Raw genomic sequence first — 20,368 nt, forward strand, 5'->3', positions numbered from 1 at the left:
GATGGCAGAGTGGCAGGCCCATATGGGGGTGCCGGAGGGGCAGGAGTGGGAGCCTTTTGCAACTGTTGGGGATGTCTCTGCGCTGCAGGCGTTCCTAGGGCAGGTGCCGTTTTTTGCCGAGGGCCCGCGGCGCTATTCCGAAGCGCCCTTGGCGGTGCCTGCGGTGGCGGTGGACACCACCCGCGAAATCTCGACCCAGATGGCCTTTGGCAAGATCATGGACGCGCTGGCCCGGGGCGAAAGCGAATTGGCGTCGCGGATCCTGACCACCTCGCCGGATGTGACCGGCACCACCGGGCTGGGGCCCTGGGTGAACCGGCGCAAGCTGTTTGCACGCGAGGCGCAGAAGGATGCCTTTATTGAGCACCGCATCCCCTCGACCGCGAAATGGAACTTTGCCCCGGACGGCCAGCATCTGGAGCTGGGCATTGCCGAGATGAACCTGTTCCTGCTGCTGGGGGCTGCCGGGCTGGCGCACAGCCTGTGGGGCAAGCGGGTGATCCCGGTGGGCACGGTCTATGACCCCTTTGTCTGCCGCGGCCTCGATGCGCTGAACTATGCCTGCTACCAGGACGCGCGCTTTATGATTGCGGGCACGCCCTCGGGTGTCACGCTGGCGCCCGAAGGCGGCGCGCATCAGTCGATCGGCACGCCCCTGATCGGGATGAGCCAGGACGGGCTGGCGGCCTTTGAGCCTGCTTTTGCCGATGAGCTGGCGGTGATCATGGAATGGGCCTTTGGCTATCTGCAGCGCGATGGCGAGGGCGACCCGGATGAGCGCACCTGGCTGCGGGATGAAACCGGCGGTTCGGTCTATCTGCGGCTCAGCACCAAGCCGCTGGAGCAGCCGGGCAAGCGGGCGGATGAGGATTTCCGCCAGGGTGCAATTGATGGCGCCTACTGGCTGCGCAAGCCCGGGCCCAACTGCTCGGTTGTGATCGCCTATCAGGGCGCGGTTGCCGATGAGGCGATTGCCGCGGCCGGCATGATTGGCGAGGTGCGCCGCGATGTGGGGGTGCTGGCTGTCACCTCGGCGGACCGGCTGAACGCGGGCTGGACCGCTGCCCAGCGGGAGCGCGCCCGCGGCAATCCGGCGGCGCTGTCGCATATCGAGCGGCTGCTGGGGGATCTGCCTGACCACTGCACGCTGGTCACCGTGATCGACGGCCATCCGGCAACGCTGGCCTGGCTGGGCGCAGTTGCCGGCCACAAGACGATCCCGCATGGGGTGGAGCATTTCGGCCAGACCGGCACCATTGGCGACCTGTCGCGGCATTTCCGGATCGACCGGGAGGCGATTGTGAAATCCGTGGGCGGTCTGACTGCAGGGCGCACGGCGGCGCTGATGCCGGTGAGCCACGGCTGATGAGTTTGGCCGGAGCGGAGAGCTGCGCTCCGGCCTTGCCACGGTCAGCCGTGGGTGCGGGTCTTTTGCGGATCGTAGACGGGGCTGTTCACAACGGTGGCCGTGGTGTCCAGCGCCTCGCTTTTGACCTGCAGGACAGCTCCGGCTGCGATCCCCGGGCGGATATGGGCCAGTGCCAGCGATTTGCCTAACCGGTGCGAATAGCAGGGGCTGTTGACCACCCCGATTTCCTCACCGTCCAGCAGCAGGGTCTCGCCGCCCTCAACCATGTCTGAGTGGTTGATATCGAGGCAGACATTGCTGATCTTCTCACGGCCTTTCGCCGCCATCACCGCATCCTTGCCGCGGAAATCGCCCTTGGCGCTGCTGACGGTGAAGCCGAGACCGCCCTCCCAGGGCGTATGCTCCTCAGTCATGTCGTAGCCGTAAAACAGCAGCCCCGCCTCGATCCGCACCTTGTCGAGCGCAGTGAAGGAGCAGGGCATCACGCCAGCCTCTGCCAGCTTGTCCCAGATATCCGTGACCACTGCGGCACTGGCAAAAATCTCATACCCGCGCTCGCCCGAATATCCGGTGCGCGAGATCCGGCAGGCATGGCCGAACAGGGTGGCAGGGGCGTGTTCGAAGTAGCCGAGAGCAGCCAGGTCGGTATCGCAATGGGTGTTCAGGATCTCCAGCGCGGCGGGGCCCTGGACAGAGACGTCGTGCAGGTCGTCGGTGAATTCCAGCCAGACGTCGCGGCCTTGGGCAGAGGCTGCGAGCAGCGCCATGGTGCCGCCGGAGCCATGCACGATCATCCACTCATCGCCGCCGTTGTTTGAGACAATGGCGTCATCGGCAATGCCGCCCGCATCGGTCAGCACGCAGAGGTAGGCGGCTTTGCCCGGCGCAAGTTTGGACAGGTCGCGGGTGGTCAGGTGGTCCAGCACGGCCAGTGCATCCTTGCCGCGGACAAAGACCTTTTTCAGCGGCGACATGTCGAACATGCCGGCATGTTCGCGCACCGCGTCGTGCTCGTCGTTCGGGTCGGTGCTGTAGCTCCAGGCGGTGCCCATGCCGTTCCAGTCCTCCAGCCCCGATCCCAGGGCGGTGTGGCGGGAGGCAAGCGCCGAGGGGCGGCTCAGTTCTTCGGTCATCTTCAGTTGTCCTTTCTTAATACCATTCGTCGGGCATGGCGGCTTTGCGCGCCGCCACGAATTCGTTCAGGGCTGTGCGGGTGGTTTCCGGCATTGCCGGCGGCTGATACTCCGCCAGCATCTGCCGCCAGCGGGCCGCGGCGCGCTGGTCTGCGGTCTGGCGGCCGCTCTCGTCCCAGGTCTCATAAGGGCCTGCCTCAGGCACCTGAGGTTCGAAGTTGGCGGTGGTGTAGTGGCGCAGGGTGTGGCCGGTTGAGAGGAAGTTCTCGCCCGGTCCCGCCTCGCCGTAGGCATCGCGGCCAAAGGCCTCGTCATCGGTGGTGAATCCCTGCAGCATCTTCAGCATGGCGCCGCAGTGGTCGAGGTCCATTACGAACTTCTCGTAGGACATCACCAGCCCGCCTTCGAGCCAGCCCGCCGCGTGCCAAACCTGGTGGCCGCCGGATAGAAGCGTCGCCCACATCGCACCGGTGCTGTCCTGCATGGCCTGGCCGTCGGCGGCATTGGAAGCCGTGACCTGGCCGCCGCCCGAGCGCACCGGCACCCCCAGCCTGCGGCCCAGCTGGCTGAGCGCCATGGTGGTGAGGTTGGCTTCCGGAGAGCCGAAGGTCAGCGCGCCGGTGCGCAGGTTCATCGAGGAGTGGAAACTGCCGAAGACCACCGGGCAGCCGGGGCGCACCAGTTGCGTCAGAGCAATGCCAACCATCGCCTCGGCCAGGGTCTGGGCAGCGGTGGCGGCGGGGGAGAGCGGCCCCATGGCGCCGGCAAAGATGGCGGGCGAGATGCAGACGCATTGGTTGGCCTCTGCATAGATGCGCAAGGAAGCCGACATCACCTCGTCATAGATGAGCGGCGAGTTGACGTTGATATTGGCCTGCATCACCGCGTTCCGGTCCAGAAACTCGGCGCCAAAGGCCAGCCGGGCCATTTCGACACTGTCCTTGGCGGCCTGCGCCGAGGTGACGCCGCCCATGAAGGGTTTGTCCGACAGGGTCAGATGCGCCAGCATCATATCCAGATGGCGCTTGTTCACCGGGATATCCGTCGGCTCGACCACGGTGCCGCCGGAGTGATGCAGGGCGGGCGACCTATGGGCAAGCTTCACAAAACTTCCGAAGTCCTCCAGCGTGGCATAGCGGCGCCCCTGGTCCAGGTCGCTGACAAAGGGCGAGCCGTAGCCGGGCATCAGCACCAGATTGTCTCCGCCCAGCGTGACCGTGCGGGCTGGATCGCGGCCGTGCAGCTGGAACTCGGCAGGGGCGGTTTCGCAAAGCTGCCGGACATGGCCCGGCGCAAAGCGGACCCGGACGCCGTCGACACGGGCTCCGGCTTCGGCAAAAAGCGCCAGCGCCGTGCCGTCGCCGCGGAATTCAATGCCGATGTGTTCCAGGATCCAGTCCGCCTGGGCTTCGATGCGCAGAAGTGCGGTCTCGTCCAGCAGGCCGTACGCAGGGATCTTGCGGCGCTGGTACACTGGTGTTGCCTGCGGCGCATTGTGCCGGGTCAGCCGTCCTCTGCGCGATTTTCCGCGCTGGGTGATATGGGTCTGAGTGTTCATATTTCCCAACGGAGCCCCTCCCTGACAATGTTGCAGGGCTCATATTTTAGGAATCCGCCAGTTCAACAATCGATTTTATTTGCTCTAAGCGTTCAGGAAATTTATACGCTAAGGCCATGCCTGTAGAATTCCGCCACCATGACAGCCTGCGCCTGTTTGCCGAGATCGCCCGCTACCGGAGTTTTTCCGATGCGGCGGAGGCGCTGAACATGACCAAAGGCGCGGTCAGCTATCAGGTCAAAACGCTGGAGATGGATCTGGGGTTTGCCCTGTTTCAGCGCAGCGCCCGCGGGGTGGAGCTGACGCCGGGCGGGCTCAAGCTGCTGGCCGCCTGCCAAAGCCACTATGAAGAGATCGAGGCCGAAATCCTGGCCCTCAAGGGGCTGTCCACCAGAACCTTGACGGTGGGTGTCTCCACCTATTTCGCCGCCCGCTGGCTGTCGCCGCGGCTGATGGCCTTCATGCAGGATCACCCGGACATCCAGCTGCGGCTGCAGCCGATGATCCGGCTGTTTGACCTGGAAGCGCAGGGCGTCGACATTGCCATCCGCTGGGGCAGCGGGCAGTGGGACGACTGCGAGATCATCCCCTTCTTGCCCTGCCCGGCCTTTCCCGTCGGAAATGCCGCGGCGCTGGAACGGGTGGAGAGGCTTGGCTGGGAACAGGCGGTGTCCACCTTCACTTTGCTGCGCGACCATGATGACAGCAATGCCTGGACCGAGTGGCAGGACACGGCAAACCTGCCGCATCAGGCCCGCCGAGACACTTTGATCATCCCTGACCCGAATGTCCGGGTGCAGGCGGTGATAGACGGCCAGGGCATCGCGCTGATGGATTCCCTGATTGCGCGCGAGATGGAGGAAGGCAAATTGTTCCGCCTGTCACCGCACGCGCTGCAGGACTACGGCTATTTTTTGGCCCGCCCGCGGCGGGGCGGGGCGCAGAAAAGCGTCCAGGCCTTTACCGGCTGGCTGCAGGGCCAGCAGCCGCCCTTGGCAGGAACCTAGCGGGGCAGAACCGCAGCAGACACGAAATCCTGCAGCCCTTTCAGCGCCTTGCGCATCGGGACTTTGCTCAGCACGCAGCGGTAGGCGCTGCCCTCTGCCGCCTCGATGATCAGATGCGCCGTTTCCTGCGGGTCAGGCAGAGCGCGCAGATCTCCCTCCGCAATGCCCCGCTTCAGAACTGCGGTGAGGGCGGCCGCCAGCTGGTCCCGGTTCTCCATGAACATCGCGGCGATATCGGGTTTGCGGATGGCCTCGCCGGAGATTTCCAGCGTCAGGATCACGGTATCCGGGTCCGCCAGGTATTTGGCGTAGGCGGTCAGAAATTTCTCCAGCACCTTGGGCGCAGGGGCGGGTTTGGCCAGGGTTTTTAGGAACGGGGCCATCTCAAGCCGCTCCAGCGCCGCGATCTCGGCCAGCACGTCGTGTTTGCCGGGAAAATGGTTGTAGAGATTGCCGAGGCTCACCCCGGCTTTCTTTGCAATGTCGCGCACCCCGGTCTGATGGTAGCCGTTTTCCAGAAAGCACTCGAGCGCAGCCTCCAGGATTTGGGCCCGCCGCTGGGCGATGGCCTTGTCGCGTTTGGATGCGGCTTCGTTTTCCCCGGCCGGCATTTTCGGCGCTCCCTCTTGAACGAACGATCGTTCATTGTATATGCGGAATAGCCGCGGCTTGCAAGACGCTGCGGGATTCTGATGACGGCGGAAAGGGCTGGCCATGACGGACGCAACAAAGGAAACCCCGGCCTCCCGCGGGCGGCAGTGGCTGTGGCTGGTGCTGTCGGTGATGGTGCTGGCAGCGGTGGTCCTGCTGCTGTTTGAAACCGAAGACACCGCGGATGTGGAGGCTGCAGCCGCGCCGCCGCCTGCCCCGCAGGTCTCGGTTCTGACGGCCGCCGCCGGCCCGGCCCGGGCTGTTGTTTCCGTCTTTGCAGAGCTGCGTCCGCGCTGGGATGCGGAACTGCGCTCTGCCGTGTCCGGGCGGATCCTGATGGTGCACGAAGGGGCCTTGGCCGGGACCAGGGTGGCCGAAGGCACGCCTTTGTTTTCCATAGAGAAAACCCGTTACGATACGGCTGTTGCCGCGGCCGAGCTGGCACTGGAGCAGGCCAGGCTCACCCTGCTGCAGGCCCGCAACAAGGTGACCGTCGCCAAGCGGCAGTTTGCCCGCGACGGGGCCAGCCCGCCGAACGACCTGGCGCTGCATCTGCCGCAGCTGCGGATTGCCGAGCGGAATGTGGCGTCGGCTGAGGCCCGGCTGCAGGCGGCGCTGCGCGAGCTGGAGGATACTGCGGTCACCGCGCCGTTCTCCGGCTTTGTCACCCGGCGGCTGGCCAGCCTGGGTCAGACCGTCAGTGCGGGCGACCCTTTGCTGCAGCTGTCCGACGATCATCAGTTCGAAATCACCGCCCAGCTGAGCCAGGAGGATTGGAGCCTGCTGGAACAGCCGCTCAGCGGTCAGATGGCGGATCTTTTCCACCGGGATGGCCGCCCGCTGGGGCAGGCCCGGATCCGCCGGGGCGGCGGTTTCCTGGATCCGAAAACGCGGCAGATGCGGATCTTTCTGGATGTGGCGGAGCCGCAGGACGGGGTTCTGGCGGGCGACTTCCTGCGCGTGGCTTTCCGCGGGCGGGTGCTTTCCGGAACCCTGACGCTGCCGGAAAGCACTCTGACCCGGGCCGGGCATGTCTGGCTGGTTGGCGGCGAAAGCCTGCTGCAAAGGATCACGCCCAAGGTGCTGTTTCGGAGCCAGGGCACAATTACCATTGCCGCGCCCGAAGGCGTCGGCCCCTGGCGGGTGGCGAGAACGCCGCTGGCCTCCTTCCTGCCGGGCCAGCGCGTCAGCCCGAAACCGGCGGAGGGCTGACCCATGCGCGCTCTGACTGCCTGGTTCATCCGCAATCCTGTCGCTGCCAACCTGATGATGGCGCTGATCCTGTTCCTTGGGGTGCAGACCTTGATGTCGATCCGCATCGAGGGCTTTCCGCGCATCCCGCCGGAAAGCGTCGAGATCTCCATCGAATACCCCGGTGCCACTGCGGGCCAGGTGGATGAGCTGGTGACGCAGAAAGTGGAACAGGCGCTGGAGGGCCTGGAGGGCGTGCGCAGCATCACCTCTTTGTCGGCCAATGGCCTCAGCACCATTTCGGTCCGGCGTGCGGGCGGCGAGAAACTGCAGGCGGTGCTGGACCGGGTGCGCATCCGCATCGACGGGCTGATCGATCTGCCGGACAAGGCCCGCCGCCCGGTGATCGAGGCGTCGGGATTTGATTTCCCAGCGCTCTACGTGAACCTGCATGGGGCAGCCGACCCGGCCACCCTGCAGACCCTGGCGCAGCGCCTGAAGGAGGAGCTGCTGGCCCAGCCGGAGCTGTCGCGGCTGAAAATCTGGGGCCTGATCCCGCGCGAATTGCGGATTGAGGCCGATCCGGAACGGCTGCGCCAGTACGGGCTGACTGTCAGCGATGTGGCTGCTGCAATCCAGTCCAACTCTTTGACCTTTCAGGCGGGCCAGCTGCGCACCGAGGGCGGCACCATCCACCTGCGCGCCGACAACCGTGCCCGCTATGCGCCGGAATATGGCGCCTTGCCGGTGATCGAGCGCGATGACGGCTCGCAGGTGCCGCTGCGCGACATTGCCACTATCGAGGACGGCTATCTGGAGGGAGACTTCCTGTTCCGCCTCAACGGCAGCCCCACCGTCGGCATGGAGGTCCTGGTCGGGCAGAAGGAAAACCTGCTGGAGATCAGCCGGGTTGTCCGCCGCGTGGTCAAGGACTTTGAACGCCAGCTGCCGCCCTCGGTTCAGGCCGAAGTCTGGGGCGACAGTGCAGGCTATATTGCCGACCGGCTGGCGCTGCTCAAATCCAACGGGGTGCAGGGGCTGATCCTGGTGGCGCTGATGCTGTCGGTGTTCCTGAATGTGCGGCTGGCGTTCTGGGTGGCCATGGGCATTCCGGTCTCGGTGATGGGGGCGATTGCGGTCGCGGGCTCGAAATGGGTGGATTACTCGCTGAACGATGTGACCACATTCGGCCTGATCCTGGCGCTTGGGATCCTGGTCGACGACGCGGTGGTGGTCGGTGAAAGCGTGTTCGAGGAACGCCGCAAGGTGAAGGACCCGGTTGAGAGCACCGAAAAAGGCGTGCACAAGGTTGCGGTGGCCACCGTTTTCGGCGTGCTGACCACCATTGCCGCCTTCTTCCCGATGCTGCTGATCGACAACCCGCTGGGCAAGGCGATGGCGGGGTTCTCGGGGATCGTGATCCTGGCGCTGATCTTCTCGCTGATCGAAAGCAAGTTCATCCTGCCCGCGCATCTGGCGCAGGTGCCGCTGGCGCCGCGCCGCCGTTATCTTCTCAGCCGCCTGTGGGGGCATGTGCAGGACGGCGCACGGGGCGGGCTTTATTGGGTCCGCGACCGGGTTTACCACCCGGTTCTCGTAGTATCGGTCACCTACCGCTATGCGGTGCTGGTGCTGTTCATCGCGGCGGCTGCTTTGGGCCTGGGGCTGATGGTCAAGGGCAAGGTCCGCACCGTTTTCTTCCCCGAGGTGCCGGGCCAGGTGATCACCGTGAACCTGGAAATGGACGCCCGCGCGCCCTTTGCCCTGACCCGCGCCAATGTCGACCGGATCGAGGCCGCAGGCCATGCGCTGAACCGGGAGCTGGCCGAGCAGGCGGGGATGGAGACCCCGCCGGTCAAAACCTTCTTCACCATCATCAACAGCGCAGGCAGCGCCCAGATCTATGCCGAGATGCTGCCGGTGGCCGACCGCCCGCAGGTGTCGATCCTGGACGTGGTCCGGTTGTGGCGCGAACGCACCGGTGCCGTGGAGGGCGCAACCGAGCTGGAGTTCACCGGCTCCAAGGAACTGGCGGGCGGCTTCCGCATCCGGCTGATGTCCAAGGACGAGGACCTGCTGCGTCAGGCCAGCGCAGAGATGCGCCGCTTCCTTGGTGGTATCGAAGGGGTCGCCAATATCCGCGACGGGATGGCCGGCGGGCAGCCCGAGCTGAAGCTGCGCCTGCGCCCCGACGCCCGCAGCCTCGGCTTCACCGCTGAGACCCTGGCGAGCCAGATCGGCAACGGCTTTGGCGGCGCTGAAGTGGCCCGCATCCGCCGCGGCGGGGGTGAGGTCCGGGTGCTGGTGCAAAATGCCCGCACGGCGCGCGACACCATCAGTGATCTGATGCAGCTGCGCCTGCGCAGCAGCACCGGCGCCTGGGTGCCGCTGGGCATCGTCGCTGATATCGAAGGCAGCTATGTCTCCGGCGCGATCCACCGCCGCGACGGGCGCCGGGTCAATACCGTGGCGGCCACCGTCGACCGCTCGGTGGTGGCGCCTGAGGAAATCGGACAGGCTGTCTTTGAACAGCTGGTGCCGCAGCTCGCCGCCAAATACCCAAGCGTCAAAGTGGCTGCCGGGGGCGAGCTGGAGGAGATGGGCGAGATCCGCGGCGGCTTGCTGCGGGCGCTGCTGCTGGCTGCGGTGCTGATCTATGTGCTGATGGCAGTGCCGCTCAAAAGCTACTGGCAGCCTTTTGTGATCCTCGCCATCGTGCCCTTTGGCTTTGTCGCCGCTGCGGTGGGGCATCTGATCATGGATGTGCCGCTGTCGATCCTGTCGTTCTTCGGCATGCTCGCCCTCACCGGCGTCATCGTGAACGACAGCCTGGTGATGATCACCCGCTACAATCAGGCCCGCGGTGAAGGCGAGCCTGTTGCCAGCGCCCTGCATCAGGCCGGGATTGGGCGCTTTCAGGCGATCTTCCTGACCACCGCCACCACCGTCATTGGTTTGCTGCCGCTCTTGTCGGAAACCTCGGAGCAGGCGCAGTACCTGATCCCGGCGGCGGTCTCGCTGGCCTTTGGCGAGCTGTTCGGCACCGCACTGATGCTGATCCTTGTGCCGGTGCTGATCGCCATTGCCGAGGACGTGATCAGCATTTTCCGGGCGGATAGTAGCCGGGAAAGGCACGCCGGAAGTGCGGCGTGAGCCGGCGTGCCGGACAGGATGGCGGTGGGCTCAGGCCGGGCGGGCCTGCGGCAGCAGGAACGGCACGCCGGGCGGGGGTGCGGTGTTCACCGGGACGGGGCAGCCATAGACATGCTGCAGTGTATGATTGGTCAGCACCTCCTGAGGCGTGCCTGCGGCGGCAACCGTGCCCGCATGAACCAGCGTGATCCGGTCGGCAAACATGGCCGTCAGATTCAGGTCATGCATCACCGCCACAACGCCGCCGCCGCGGGCGGCATAGCTGCGGGCCAGATCCATCACAGTAAACTGGTGGCCGATATCAAGGCTGGCAACCGGTTCATCCAGGATCAGCCAGCGGGGGGTGCCCTCCGCCATGGGCTCCCAGACCTGGGCCAGCACCCGGGCCAGCTGCACCCGCTGCTGCTCGCCGCCTGAGAGGTCCTGGTAGAAACGGCCCGCATAGCCCGCCAGATCCACCTGCTCCAGGGCCCTGAGCGGCAATGCGCTGTCTGCTGCGGCCAGCCCGGCGGAGAGGCCGAGGCGGACGATTTCCAGCACTGTGAACGGGAAGGCAATGGCGGCGGACTGCGGCTGCACCGCGCGGATGGCGGCCAGCTCCCAGGGTTTCATGGTGCTGGTGTCCCGGCCGTTCAGCAGCACCCGGCCGGTGAAAGGCACCTCACCGGTCATTGCCCGCAGCAGCGTGGTCTTGCCGGAACCGTTGGGGCCTGCGATGGCGGTGACCTCGCCGGGTTTTGCCTCGAAATCCACCCCGTGCAGGATGGTGCGGCGGCCAAGGGTTACAGTGATATCAAAAGCTTGCATGACGATCCCTCAAATCCCCATGTGGCCGAAGCGGCGCAGCAGGATCCACAGGAAGAACGGCGCGCCCAGCACGGCAGTGATGATGCCGATCGGGAGCTCGGCCGGGGCAACAATCACGCGGGAGATCATATCGGCGCCGATCAGCAGAGAAGCACCTAGCAGGGCTGCGTTGGGCAGCAGGCTGTGGTGGTCCGGGCCGGTGGCGAGGCGCAGCAGATGCGGCACCACGATGCCGACAAATCCGATGCCGCCCGAGACCGCAACAGCGGCGCCGGTGGCGGCGGCGATGGCCAGGATGGCGATGTTCTTGACCCGCTGCACCGGGATGCCGATGTGGCCGGCGGCGGCTTCGCCCAGGGCCAGGCCGTTCAGGCCGCGGGCCAGGAAAGGGGCCGCCAGCAGCGCCGCGCAGATCACAGGCGCGGCAGCCAGGACTTTGGTCCAGGTGGCGCCGGCCAGCGAGCCCATGTTCCAGAACGTCAGGTCGCGCAGCTGCGCGTCATCGGCCATATAGGTGATCATGCCGGTGCCGGCATTGGCCAGCGCGCTGATGGCGATGCCCGCCAGCAGCATGGTGGCCACAGAGGTCTGGCCGCCGCGGGTGGAGATCCGGTAGAGGATCATGATGGCAACCCAGCTGCCCAGAAACGCAGCGATGGACACCAGATAGCCGCCGGCCGCCTGCTGGACCGCCGCCGGCAGCGCCGTGCCCAGCACGATGGCAGCCACCGCCGCCAGGCCGGCGCCGGCGCTGACGCCAACAATCGCCGGATCGGCCAGCGGATTGCGGAACAGCCCCTGCAGCAGCGTCCCGGAAACCGCGAGCGCCGCACCGACCAGCAACCCCATGAACATGCGCGGCAGCCGGATATCAAACAGGATGATCTGGTCCAGCCGGCTCAGTTCGCGCCCCGCTGCCAGATCGGTGAGCGCGCCCCAGAGCGAGGCGCCCGAGGCGCCCCAAGCCAGCGAAAACACCGACATCACCGCCAGCAGAGCTGCCAGCACAGCGGTCAGGCGCCGGGCCTGAACCCGGCGGTCCGTCACGCCGGCCGCAGCAGGAGCGTCAATGGCCAGCGACATGTCAGCTCCCTCCGCCGTAGAATTCCGCGCTCAGCTGCGCAATGGCCGAGGCGGTGCGCGGTCCAAAGCCGACAAGATGCAGCCCGTTCATCCGGACAATGGCGCCGTTCTGTGCTGCCGGGGTCGGCTGGATCGCCGGAATCGCCAGCAATTCCTCGGTGCTGACGCCATGGTCGCCGCCGCGGGTCATAAGCAGGATGACATCGGGGGCGGCCTCGGCAATGGCCTCGTCGGTCATCGGCTTGTAGCCCTCGAAACCGGCGGCGGCGTTGACGCCGCCTGCGAGGCGGATGATGGCATCCGCGGCCGAGCTGCTGCCGCCGGCCATCACCCTGCCGCCGCGTACCGACAGCACAAACAGCACTTTCCTGGGGGTGCCGTTTGCTGCCTGCGCGGCCTTGGCCTGCGCCTCGGCCACTTCGCGGATCACGTCTTGCGCCAGGGCCTGGGCTGCTGCCTCCTGCCCCAGGGCGGTGCCGACAATGCGGATTTTTTCGGCGATGCCTTCCGCTGTGTAAATCTCCGGCACGCTGACAAGCGCGACCTGGGCTTCTTTCAGTACCTCCAGAGTTTCCGGCGGCCCGGCGCCTTCGGTGGCCAGGATCAGATCCGGCGCTACCGATAGAACGCCTTCGGGCGCCAGCGCGCGCTGGTAGCCGATATCGGGCAGCTGGGCCGCTGCTTCAGGGTAGGTGGAGGTGGTGTCGCGAGCGATCAGCCGGTGCTGCTGGCCCAGGGCATAGACGATCTCGGTCACCGCGCCGCCAACCGAAACGATGCGGCCGGGCGCCTCCGCCAGCGCCATGTGGCCGGCAAAAACTGCAGCGATGATCAGGTTCAGACCCAGATAGAGGCGGGAAAACAAGGACATCACGCGGTCTCCTTTGCGGGCAGGGAGGTGAGGCTTTCGACGATGGTGTTCCATTCCGGGCGGTGGTCCTTGGCTTCGGTGCGGCGGCCGAAGACCTGGAAGATAATGCCGCCATCGGCGTCAAAGGCCTCGACCGAAACGGCGTCGCCGCGCTGGGTGGGTTTGGTGACCGCCCAGACCTCGGCAATATGATCGAGCCGCAGGTGCAGATCGAAGCCGGGGTCGAGGATGTTCTGCCAGGGCCCCATCTCGCGCAGGGTCTTCACGGGGCCGCCGTGGATCTCGATGCAGCCCATGTTGCCTACGAAAATCATCACCTCGACACCTTGGTCGCGCACTGCAAACAGCATCTCATTGACTGCGGAAGGGGTCAGTTCCCGCGCCAGCGGGGCGCCGGCGATGCGGTAGGCGCCGAGCCGGTTCATCTTCAGCTTGGAGGTCAGCCGCAGGAACTGGTGGGTGTCGGTCATCCTGGCCCATTCGCGGCGCAGCGCATCGGCCTTGTCCGGATTGGCCTTGGGCGGCTCGGCGGGTTTGCGCGGTTCCACCGTCAGGTCCTGACTCTGCTCCGGCAGCGCCAGTTCTGCCACCAGCTGCTCCCAGGCCTGCAGGTCCGAGGCCTCGCGCAGATGCACCTTGTGGACCGCATCACCCGCCGCGTCAAAGATCTGTATCGAGCGTTTGGTGCCCTTGTCCGTCTGCCGCTCCACCGCAAAGGCAGAGACGAAATGCTTGGGGAACAGCCGCAGGTCGATGGCGTCGTTCAGGATCATCGAGGCGTGCTGGCCGGAGTGGTAGTTGCCGTAGACCCCGACCTTCTCGATCACGCAGGATGGGTTGCGGGTCAGCGCCATCACTTCGCCCAAAGACGCCAGCCGCGGCATGATGCCGTCCGGATGGGCAGAAATGCGGGTCACGCCTTTGCCCGCATAGGCCGCAACCAGCTGGCCTTCGGAAATGCCGAACTTGTCTGCAAAGTCGCGGTCGCGCAGGTTTGAGTGTTCAGCACGGGCTGCGCGGATCGCGGCCGGCGCCATCGGAGAATCTGTCATGTCAGCCCTTTCAGCTGGGATGTCCGGGAAAGGGCTGGCGGCGGCAGAAAGAGCGCAGCGGCTGGCCACCGTGGTTAACGGTGTGTTAATTTTTGTTGACTGTTTTTATCACCTTTATTAACAGGCTCAAGCGGAATTTGTGATTCCGCGGAAATCACCAGACAAACGACCACGCCAGCCCTGCCGCAAGCATCCGGTTCTAAGAACGAATGAGATGCGAAGGGACGCGAGATGGGGACTTACCAAAAGGGGTGGCGGCTGCTGAGCACCGTGTCGGTGCTGGGCCTGATGGCCAGTGCAGGCAGCCTGGCGGCGCAGGATGTTATCGAAGACGAGGACTTCCTGGGCACGGTTGAGCTGGGGGCCGGCAAACGCGAGGTGCAGACCGGCACCGCAGTGCCGCTGACGGTCATCAACCAGGAAGAAATCGACGACCGGCAGGCGGGCACAATCGGCGAACTGATCGACTCGGTGCCTGGTGTGAACCTTGTGAACGGCAACACGCCGCGCGGCGCGGGTATCAACATCCGCGGATTCGGCGCCACCAGCAGCTTTGGCACCGACCAGAAGGTTCAGGTAATCATCGACGGCGCCACCACCGGGTCCGAGGAGCTGTACCGGATCGGCACCCAGCTGTTCACCGACCCGGAGCTGTACAAGGAAGTCTCGGTCATCCGCGGCACCGTCGGCAGTTTTGAATACGGTTCCGGCATCATTGGCGGCCTTGTCAAACTGGACACCAAAGACGCCTCCGATTTCACCGGCGGCGAAATCGGCATGCGGTTCCGCCAGACCCTGCAGGCCACCAGCAACGGAGAAGGCTTTGCCACATCCTCGATCCTGGCCTGGCAGCCCACCGAAAACTTCGAGCTGCTGCTGAACTACACACTGCGCGACACCGCGGAGTATGACGATGGCGACGGCAATTTCACCGCCAACACCCAGTCGCGCACGCCCTCCTACCTGATCAAGGGCAAATACACCTTTGGCGACGCGGGCGAGCACTCGATCACCGCCTCGCTGAATGACAGCGTGAATGATGAGAAAGACGTGCCCTATGACGGGTTCGGCACCACCGACACCAGCTTTGGCAATGTCGACAGGCGGATTGATAACCGCGTCGCTGGTATCCGCTATCAGTGGAACCCGGCCGGCAACGATCTGGTCAATCTGGACGTGAACCTGACTTATTCGGATCAGAAGATCGACCAGTCCTACATCGCGGGCAGCGCCTTCTGCGATGACGGCGGCGTGGTCAGCGCAGACCCGGCCTGCGTTCGCAGCGGCACTGCAGGCGATCCGTTCAGCAGTGCGACCCAGGACGCCGACCACCGCTATGAGACCACCAAACTGACGGTCAAGAACGGCAGCTATTTCACCACTGGCGCCCTGACCCATGATCTGCGCACCGGGGTTGAGGTCAGCCGGCGCGAGCGCCTTGATGCCTCCGCAGCGCCGGGCGGCACCGCCAAGCGCTATGCTATCTTTGCGGTCGACGAAATCTCCATCGGGCGTTGGACCGCCACTCCGGCGCTGCGTTATGAAAGCCAGGAGATCGAGGCGCACGACGGTTCGCAGAACCACGATGCGTCTGCTTTGATGGGCGGGCTGTCGCTGCGCTATGAGTTTGACTCGGGCTTTGCCCTGTTCGGCAGCGCTGCCTACACCGAGAACCTGCCGGTCATCGACGATCTGGACAACGCGGCCCGGATCGGCGTGTCGGAGCGCTCAGACACTTATGAAATCGGCGCGTCTTATGCAGCGGCAGATGTGTTCACCGCAAACGACAGCCTTGCGGTGAAGGTGAACTATTACCAGAGCCGCCTGCGCGACATCACCTCTTATGTGGATACCGTCACCCTTTCCACGCCTCCGTTCTTTGCCTTTGTGCCGCTGGATAAAGTGGACACCAGCGGTATCGAGATCGAGGCGAGCTATGCGCTGGACTCGGGCTTCTATGCCGATCTGAACGCCAACCTGCCGGAAGGCGAGGAGTTCCTGAACGGCACCGTGTCGCGCTGGCGCAATCTGGCGGCCGACGACCTGCGCCTGACCCTGGGCAAACGGTTTGGCGAGACGCTGGACCTGAGCTGGGAGCTGGTGGCTGCAAAATCCGGCTTTGATGCCGCGGGCGATGCGGTTGCCGGTTACGGGGTGCATAACCTGCGTGCCACCTACAAGCCGCAGTCGGGCGTGCTGGAAGGCACCGAGGTCCGCTTTGGCATCGAGAACGCCTTTGACCGCGACTACCGGCCCAGCCTGTATTCGCGCGATGCCGCTGGCCGGAATTTCAAGCTGACCCTGGCCAAAACCTTCTGATCCCATTGCAAAACCCGAGAGGTGTGACATGGCACTTGGACTGAAATCCGTGAAACCCCTGCTGCTGGCCGCTGTGCTGGCGGCAGCAAACTCTGCGGCGGCCGGCGGGGCCGCCAAACCCGGGGTGTCCATCGAACTGAGTGCGGCCGAACCGGCAGGCGAGGCCTGCAAGCTGTCCTTTGTGGTGCAAAACGCCCACGCGGCGGACATCGGCAAGGCGGTTTATGAAACCGTCCTGTTCGATGCCCGGGGGCAGGTGGCGCGGCTCACGCTTCTCGACTTTCAGGATCTTCCTGCCGGGCGCCTGCGCGTGCGGCAGTTCCAGTTCCCGCAGGCCTGCGAAGGCATCAGCCGGGTTCTGATCAACGGGGCTGACACCTGCGCGGGCGAGGGCCTGCCGGAAGGCGCCTGCTCGCGCGGGCTCACCCTCAGCAGCAAGGTGATGGAGCTGGCCGGATGACAGTTGTTCAGGATGCCTTGGCACAGGTGCTGGAGCTAGGCGGCCCGGTGGTTCTGCTCCTGCTGGCGGTCTCGGTGCTGACGACTGCCCTGGTGCTCTACAAGATCTGGCAGTACCGCGCGGCGCGGGTCGGCCAGCACCGCGCCCTGGCCGCTGCGGTGGACGCCTGGGACCGGGGCGAGGCTGATGCCGCCCTGCACAAGCTTGGCCAAAGCAAATCCTATCTGGTGCCGGTGATGCGCCTGGCGCTGGACGGCGGCCGGGAGGCTGGCACCGGCCCACTGCTGGCCGAGCGGGCGGATGCCGAGGCCGAGGAACGGTTCTCGAAACTGGAGCGCGGGCTGGGTGCCCTGGATATGGTGGCGCAGCTGGCGCCTTTGCTGGGGCTGTTCGGCACCGTCCTGGGCATGATCGAAGCCTTTCAGAAGCTGCAGTCGGCGGGTTCTTCGGTGGATCCCGCGCTGCTGGCGGGCGGTATCTGGGTGGCGCTTTTGACCACTGCGGCGGGGCTGGCGGGGGCGATGCCGACCTCGCTGGTGCTCAGCTGGCTGACCGGGCGGATGCAGCGCGAACGGGTCTTTGCCAACCGGGCCCTGCGGGTTGTCTTTGCGCCTTCGGGCCAGGCCGGCAGCCATGCAGAACTGCGGGTGGCGCATGGCCGTTAAGCTGCAGGGCATCAAACGCGGGCGGCTGTCGATGACCTCGCTCATCGACGTGATATTCCTGCTGCTCCTGTTCTTCATGCTGACTTCGACCTTCTCGAAATTCGGCGAAGTAGAGCTGATGGCGGCGGGGCAGGGAGCCGGCGCCGGTGAGCGGCAGATGCTGTTTGTCTCGCTGAATGAAGACAGTCTGAGTCTGAACGGCCAGCCTGCCGATTTGGAGCGCATCGCCGATCTTATCAAGCTGCAGCCGCAGGCGGGCGGCGGCCATCTGGTTCTGATCAGCCCCGGGGAGGATGCGTCCTCGCAGCGGCTCGTCGACCTGCTGTCGCAGCTGCGGCAGGTGGAAAACCTGCAAACTCTGGTGCTGGGCTGATGCGCATCAAACCGCCGGCAGCTGCGCAGAAGGAGCCGACGATCGCGCTGATCAACATCGTCTTTCTGATGCTGATCTTCTTCATGATCGCAGGCACGCTTGCGGTGCCGCTCGACAAGGATGTGACCCTGATCGAGGCGAAGGATCTGGAAGGCCGCGAGCCGCCGGATGCGCTGGTGGTGCATGCCGATGGCCGGCTTACGCTGCGCGGTGAAGTGCTGCCGGATGCAGCGGTTTATGCCGCGGCTTTGTCTGATGAGGACCGCGAAGCGGTGCGGATTGTGCCGGACCGGGACCTGCCTGCGCGCAAGCTGGTGCAGCTGGGCAATGCACTGCGCGCGGCGGGCGCCAAACGGGTGCTGCTGGTTTCGGAAAGGGCGCTGCAATGAGGGTGCCGCAATCCCGGCTGATGGCGTTGGCCGCGGTGTTTGCTGCCGCCGCGGCACACGCGGGTTTTGCCTATATGGCCCGCGGGGAGCAGGCAGAGCAGGCGGGCGGCAACACGGGGCTGGCCGCTGAAGGATTTGCCTTTGCGGATCTGGTGCAGGGCACGGATGTGCCCGAGACAGCCAGAGAGCTTCTGGAGGCTGAAACAGCTGAGGCCGCGGCGCGGCCGGTTCAGAAACCCGCAGCACCGGCGCAGCCGCCGGCAGCTGAAACTCAGCAGGCAGAGACCGTGGCCGCGCAGGCTCCAGTGCCCAATGCCGAACCGCTTCTGCCCGCCGCGCAAATCGCGCCCACGGAAACACAGCAGGCTGAAATGCCGGTACAGCCTCAGTCCCAGGCGGAGCCTGTCGAGCAGCCGCAGCTCGAAGAGGCTGAAACCGTGCCTGAGCCGGAAGTCCTCAAGCCATTGCCAGAGCCCAAGCCCGAACCCAAACCTGCGTCTGTGCCTGAGCCCCAGCCGAAGCCCCGGCAGACGCAACGGCGCGGCAACACTACTGAGGCGGATGCACAGGCAGGCGCAGCATCGGGTACCTCAGCAAAAAACGCGGGGCAGGCAACGTCGGCGGCAGGCGCCGCCAAGCAGCAGGGCAATGCTGCAGCAGACAATTACCGCGGCCAGGTGCTGCGGCGGGTGATGCGGGCGAAACGGCAGAAGGTGAATATCCGCGGTGCGGCGCTGGTGCGCTTCACCATCACCGGCAGCGGCGCCCTGGGGTCGGCGCGGATTGCCAAAAGCTCGGGCTCTGCCAAGCTGGACAGTATTGCGCTGGCACAGGTGCGCCGGGCAGCGCCGTTCCCGCCGCCGCCCGCAGGGGCCAAGACCACCTATTCCGTGCGCATCAAGGGCAAGTGAATTGCCCCGGGCCTCAGCGGTCCGGGGCAGATGTCAGAAATGGTGCTCCAGGGACACCGACAGGAAGTCGTCCTCGCGCAGCGCATCCAGCGGATTGGCGGCGTCGGTGTGGCCGAAGCCCTGGCCGGTGACCTTCAGCAGCAGACCGTTCTCCAGCCGCCGTTCAAACTCGGCACGGAAGCTGGTCGAGCCGTCCTCAAGGTCATAAAAACCGCCCGCCAGCAGGCTGGTGTCGTTGCTGTCATTGGCGGTCCAGCGGGCGCCAAGGAAGACGTCGTCCTGAAAGGCGGTGACCGGCGCCCCGGCGCCGCGGCCGTCATAGAGGTATTCGGCAATCAGCCCCAGGTCGCCGTCGCTGCCGCCGATCTGATAGACGGTGTATTCGATGCCGCCGACCGCGGCCTCAAAAGTCTCGAACTCTTCGCTGCCGCGCCGGATGGCTTCCAGCTTCCACAGGGCTGCGTCGCCAGTCCACTGCACGTCGATCCCCGTCTGCCAGATGCGGGCGTAATGGGGCCGCAGTGCTGTGCCGCCAGCAGTTGGCAGCAGCAGAGGTTCGCGCGAGGTGCCCTGGAAGGCCGAGAGGCCGAGGTCGACGCTGCCGAAAGTGTTTGAATAGCGCAGGGCGGTGTCCGGTGCCCATTCCTCGGAGCTGTGGCCATAGGTGGCCGCGCTTTCATCCACCACCAGCGGTGCGCGCAGGCGGCCGCCGGTGCCGGGGAACTCCTGCTCGCGGAAACCGGTCATGAAGAAGGCCGAAACGGTGCCCCAGTTCTTGCTGAGCGACAGTTCCAGCATCGGCTGGCCTAGGCGGGCGTCGTCGTCGGTGTATTCCAGCAGGTCGAGCTGGTTGATCACATCAACCAGATGGCGGCTTTCGGTGACGCCCCAGAACACCTTGTTGGCGCCCAGAAGCACCGAAAAGTCACCCATCTGGCGGCGGATATAGGCTTCGCGCACGTCCCAGTGGGTGCGGTTGCTGTCCTCGCTGTCCCAGCGGGCAAAGCCGCTGAACCGGATTTGGGTGTCCCGGTCGTCCGAGCGCCAGCGCAGTTCCGGCGCAAAGACAAAGCTGCCCTGGAAGTCTTCCAGCTGGCCCGGATAGAGGCCTTCGCTGGTGAAATAGGTGGCCTCGGCGCCAATGTAGCCCGAGAGCCGCGGCGCCTCGGCCTGCGCCGCTGATGCGGTCAGCAGTGCAGACAAGAGTAGTGAATGTTTCAGCATCTAAGTGAGCCTTCCAGCATGCTGGCAAAATGTGGGTCCGGTTGCCACGCAATGCTGAGGGCAGCGCCCGGCCCGGGGTGGGCGTGAAGCGCCCGCCCGTTTTGCTGAAAGCAAACCTCCGGTTTGACGGGGCGGGGCGGGCGCTGCCCGGC

The 20,368-nt window shown here is 65.5% G+C and carries 17 protein-coding genes and 1 pseudogene; 10 read left to right on the forward strand and 8 right to left on the reverse strand.

Annotation, left to right across the window (positions count from 1 at the left end; all coding sequences use genetic code 11):
• Window positions 1-1,366: pseudogene (locus RA20_RS23540) on the forward strand (transketolase); the annotation flags it as partial.
• A 44-nt stretch (window positions 1,367-1,410) separates the two neighbouring features.
• Here the strand turns inward: RA20_RS23540 and RA20_RS23545 are convergent.
• Window positions 1,411-2,502, reverse strand: coding sequence for an aminomethyltransferase family protein (locus RA20_RS23545; protein WP_039134981.1), 1,092 nt, complete (start codon window positions 2,500-2,502; stop codon window positions 1,411-1,413).
• A 16-nt stretch (window positions 2,503-2,518) separates the two neighbouring features.
• Window positions 2,519-4,060: a trimethylamine methyltransferase family protein gene (locus RA20_RS23550; RefSeq protein WP_052249148.1), complete on the reverse strand. Its 1,542-nt coding sequence runs from the start codon at window positions 4,058-4,060 to the stop codon at window positions 2,519-2,521.
• Window positions 4,061-4,176: 116 nt separating this feature from the next.
• Between RA20_RS23550 and RA20_RS23555 the strand changes: the two genes are divergently transcribed.
• Complete coding sequence (locus tag RA20_RS23555; RefSeq protein WP_039134984.1) at window positions 4,177-5,067, forward strand: LysR substrate-binding domain-containing protein; 891 nt, start codon at window positions 4,177-4,179, stop codon at window positions 5,065-5,067.
• Here RA20_RS23555 and RA20_RS23560 read toward each other — a convergent pair.
• Window positions 5,064-5,678, reverse strand: coding sequence for a TetR/AcrR family transcriptional regulator (locus RA20_RS23560; protein WP_052249149.1), 615 nt, complete (start codon window positions 5,676-5,678; stop codon window positions 5,064-5,066). The two genes, RA20_RS23555 and RA20_RS23560, sit on opposite strands and share 4 nt — an antisense overlap.
• Window positions 5,679-5,781: 103 nt before the next feature.
• Between RA20_RS23560 and RA20_RS23565 the strand changes: the two genes are divergently transcribed.
• Both RA20_RS23565 and RA20_RS23570 read left to right on the forward strand, forming a co-directional pair.
• The gene (locus RA20_RS23565; protein WP_039134986.1) at window positions 5,782-6,930 is read left to right on the forward strand and encodes an efflux RND transporter periplasmic adaptor subunit; all 1,149 of its coding nucleotides are present in this window, start codon (window positions 5,782-5,784) and stop codon (window positions 6,928-6,930) included.
• A gap of 3 nt (window positions 6,931-6,933) precedes the next feature.
• On the forward strand, window positions 6,934-10,062 hold the full coding sequence (locus RA20_RS23570) for an efflux RND transporter permease subunit (protein WP_039134989.1): 3,129 nt from the start codon (window positions 6,934-6,936) through the stop codon (window positions 10,060-10,062).
• Between the two features lie 30 nt (window positions 10,063-10,092).
• On the opposite strand, the gene RA20_RS23575 is transcribed toward RA20_RS23570, so the two are convergent.
• Genes RA20_RS23575 through RA20_RS23590 form a run of 4 tightly spaced genes read right to left on the reverse strand, consistent with a single transcriptional unit; the run spans window position 10,093 to window position 13,875 of the window.
• The gene (locus RA20_RS23575) at window positions 10,093-10,869 is read right to left on the reverse strand and encodes a heme ABC transporter ATP-binding protein (protein ID WP_039134992.1); all 777 of its coding nucleotides are present in this window, start codon (window positions 10,867-10,869) and stop codon (window positions 10,093-10,095) included.
• Window positions 10,870-10,878: 9 nt separating this feature from the next.
• Window positions 10,879-11,952 carry a FecCD family ABC transporter permease gene (locus RA20_RS23580; RefSeq protein WP_052249150.1) on the reverse strand — a complete coding sequence of 358 codons (1,074 nt, stop codon included), beginning with the start codon at window positions 11,950-11,952 and terminating at the stop codon, window positions 10,879-10,881.
• Between the two features lies 1 nt (window position 11,953).
• Window positions 11,954-12,823, reverse strand: a complete 870-nt coding sequence (locus RA20_RS23585) for a heme/hemin ABC transporter substrate-binding protein (RefSeq protein WP_039134995.1) — start codon at window positions 12,821-12,823, stop codon at window positions 11,954-11,956.
• The gene (locus RA20_RS23590) at window positions 12,823-13,875 is read right to left on the reverse strand and encodes a hemin-degrading factor (RefSeq protein ID WP_039134998.1); all 1,053 of its coding nucleotides are present in this window, start codon (window positions 13,873-13,875) and stop codon (window positions 12,823-12,825) included. Before RA20_RS23590 ends, RA20_RS23585 begins: the two co-directional genes overlap by 1 nt.
• Before the next feature lie 231 nt (window positions 13,876-14,106).
• On the opposite strand from RA20_RS23590, the gene RA20_RS23595 reads away from it, so the two are divergent.
• The 6 genes from RA20_RS23595 to RA20_RS23620 are packed head-to-tail and all read left to right on the forward strand — an operon-like array spanning window position 14,107 to window position 18,992.
• Window positions 14,107-16,194, forward strand: a complete 2,088-nt coding sequence (locus RA20_RS23595) for a TonB-dependent receptor domain-containing protein (protein WP_193748907.1) — start codon at window positions 14,107-14,109, stop codon at window positions 16,192-16,194.
• Window positions 16,195-16,222: 28 nt separating this feature from the next.
• Window positions 16,223-16,654, forward strand: coding sequence for a hypothetical protein (locus RA20_RS23600; RefSeq protein WP_052249151.1), 432 nt, complete (start codon window positions 16,223-16,225; stop codon window positions 16,652-16,654).
• Complete coding sequence (locus tag RA20_RS23605) at window positions 16,651-17,319, forward strand: MotA/TolQ/ExbB proton channel family protein (RefSeq protein WP_039135001.1); 669 nt, start codon at window positions 16,651-16,653, stop codon at window positions 17,317-17,319. Before RA20_RS23600 ends, RA20_RS23605 begins: the two co-directional genes overlap by 4 nt.
• On the forward strand, window positions 17,309-17,692 hold the full coding sequence (locus RA20_RS23610; protein ID WP_241482324.1) for an ExbD/TolR family protein: 384 nt from the start codon (window positions 17,309-17,311) through the stop codon (window positions 17,690-17,692). The genes RA20_RS23605 and RA20_RS23610 overlap by 11 nt, the downstream gene beginning before the upstream one ends.
• A complete protein-coding gene (locus RA20_RS23615; RefSeq protein ID WP_039135004.1) occupies window positions 17,692-18,081 on the forward strand; it encodes an ExbD/TolR family protein in 390 nt (129 codons plus the stop codon). Before RA20_RS23610 ends, RA20_RS23615 begins: the two co-directional genes overlap by 1 nt.
• A complete protein-coding gene (locus RA20_RS23620; RefSeq protein WP_039135007.1) occupies window positions 18,078-18,992 on the forward strand; it encodes an energy transducer TonB in 915 nt (304 codons plus the stop codon). The genes RA20_RS23615 and RA20_RS23620 overlap by 4 nt, the downstream gene beginning before the upstream one ends.
• Before the next feature lie 33 nt (window positions 18,993-19,025).
• Here the strand turns inward: RA20_RS23620 and RA20_RS23625 are convergent, their stop codons facing one another.
• The gene (locus RA20_RS23625) at window positions 19,026-20,216 is read right to left on the reverse strand and encodes a hypothetical protein (RefSeq protein ID WP_039135011.1); all 1,191 of its coding nucleotides are present in this window, start codon (window positions 20,214-20,216) and stop codon (window positions 19,026-19,028) included.
• Window positions 20,217-20,368 lie beyond the last annotated feature (152 nt).

Origin of the sequence: Leisingera sp. ANG-Vp (assembly GCF_000813725.1) — a bacterium.
Classification (GTDB): Bacteria; Pseudomonadota; Alphaproteobacteria; order Rhodobacterales; family Rhodobacteraceae; genus Leisingera.

Bases quoted from the DNA above. Each gene is read 5' to 3' on its own strand.
- RA20_RS23545 (WP_039134981.1), bottom strand. From the start codon at position 2,502: ATGACCGAAGAACTGAGCCGCCCCTCGGCGCTTGCCTCCCGCCACACC.
- RA20_RS23550 (WP_052249148.1), bottom strand. From the start codon at position 4,060: ATGAACACTCAGACCCATATCACCCAGCGCGGAAAATCGCGCAGAGGA.
- RA20_RS23555 (WP_039134984.1), top strand. From the start codon at position 4,177: ATGCCTGTAGAATTCCGCCACCATGACAGCCTGCGCCTGTTTGCCGAG.
- RA20_RS23560 (WP_052249149.1), bottom strand. From the start codon at position 5,678: ATGCCGGCCGGGGAAAACGAAGCCGCATCCAAACGCGACAAGGCCATC.
- RA20_RS23565 (WP_039134986.1), top strand. From the start codon at position 5,782: ATGACGGACGCAACAAAGGAAACCCCGGCCTCCCGCGGGCGGCAGTGG.
- RA20_RS23570 (WP_039134989.1), top strand. From the start codon at position 6,934: ATGCGCGCTCTGACTGCCTGGTTCATCCGCAATCCTGTCGCTGCCAAC.
- RA20_RS23575 (WP_039134992.1), bottom strand. From the start codon at position 10,869: ATGCAAGCTTTTGATATCACTGTAACCCTTGGCCGCCGCACCATCCTG.
- RA20_RS23580 (WP_052249150.1), bottom strand. From the start codon at position 11,952: ATGTCGCTGGCCATTGACGCTCCTGCTGCGGCCGGCGTGACGGACCGC.
- RA20_RS23585 (WP_039134995.1), bottom strand. From the start codon at position 12,823: ATGTCCTTGTTTTCCCGCCTCTATCTGGGTCTGAACCTGATCATCGCT.
- RA20_RS23590 (WP_039134998.1), bottom strand. From the start codon at position 13,875: ATGACAGATTCTCCGATGGCGCCGGCCGCGATCCGCGCAGCCCGTGCT.
- RA20_RS23595 (WP_193748907.1), top strand. From the start codon at position 14,107: ATGGGGACTTACCAAAAGGGGTGGCGGCTGCTGAGCACCGTGTCGGTG.
- RA20_RS23600 (WP_052249151.1), top strand. From the start codon at position 16,223: ATGGCACTTGGACTGAAATCCGTGAAACCCCTGCTGCTGGCCGCTGTG.
- RA20_RS23605 (WP_039135001.1), top strand. From the start codon at position 16,651: ATGACAGTTGTTCAGGATGCCTTGGCACAGGTGCTGGAGCTAGGCGGC.
- RA20_RS23610 (WP_241482324.1), top strand. From the start codon at position 17,309: ATGGCCGTTAAGCTGCAGGGCATCAAACGCGGGCGGCTGTCGATGACC.
- RA20_RS23615 (WP_039135004.1), top strand. From the start codon at position 17,692: ATGCGCATCAAACCGCCGGCAGCTGCGCAGAAGGAGCCGACGATCGCG.
- RA20_RS23620 (WP_039135007.1), top strand. From the start codon at position 18,078: ATGAGGGTGCCGCAATCCCGGCTGATGGCGTTGGCCGCGGTGTTTGCT.
- RA20_RS23625 (WP_039135011.1), bottom strand. From the start codon at position 20,216: ATGCTGAAACATTCACTACTCTTGTCTGCACTGCTGACCGCATCAGCG.